1 protein-coding gene is annotated in these 349 nt (G+C 46.7%); it reads left to right on the forward strand.

The window, feature by feature from the left end; all coding sequences use genetic code 11:
* Positions 1–349: histidine kinase dimerization/phospho-acceptor domain-containing protein (locus PZH32_RS11870; protein ID WP_275208462.1), on the forward strand; the 349-nt coding region annotated here is incomplete at both ends.

The following is a 349-nucleotide window of genomic DNA, read 5'->3' on the forward strand; positions in this document are numbered from 1 at the left end:
CATGGAGCCGTTAGACTGCCTGGTTGAAGGTGCAAAAAGGATCCAGGACGGCAATCTGGAAGAAGAGATCGTATATGAAGGACAGGAAGAGTTCGAACGGGTCTGCCGTGCGTTCAATGAGATGCAGAGGACAATTCTGGAAGATCAGAAGATACGGGAACGGAATGAAAAGGCAAGGACAGATATGGTAACAGGAATCTCTCACGATCTAAGAACTCCGCTTACGTCAATCCGGGGCTATATCAAAGGGGTTCTGGATGGTGTGGCAAATACGGAAGACAAACGGACAATGTATCTGGAGACGGCCTATGAATCTACGGAAGATATGAATATCTTGCTACAGAAATTG

Origin of the sequence: Adlercreutzia equolifaciens (assembly GCF_029076695.1) — a bacterium.
GTDB classification, from domain to species: Bacteria; Actinomycetota; Coriobacteriia; order Coriobacteriales; family Eggerthellaceae; genus Adlercreutzia; species Adlercreutzia equolifaciens_A.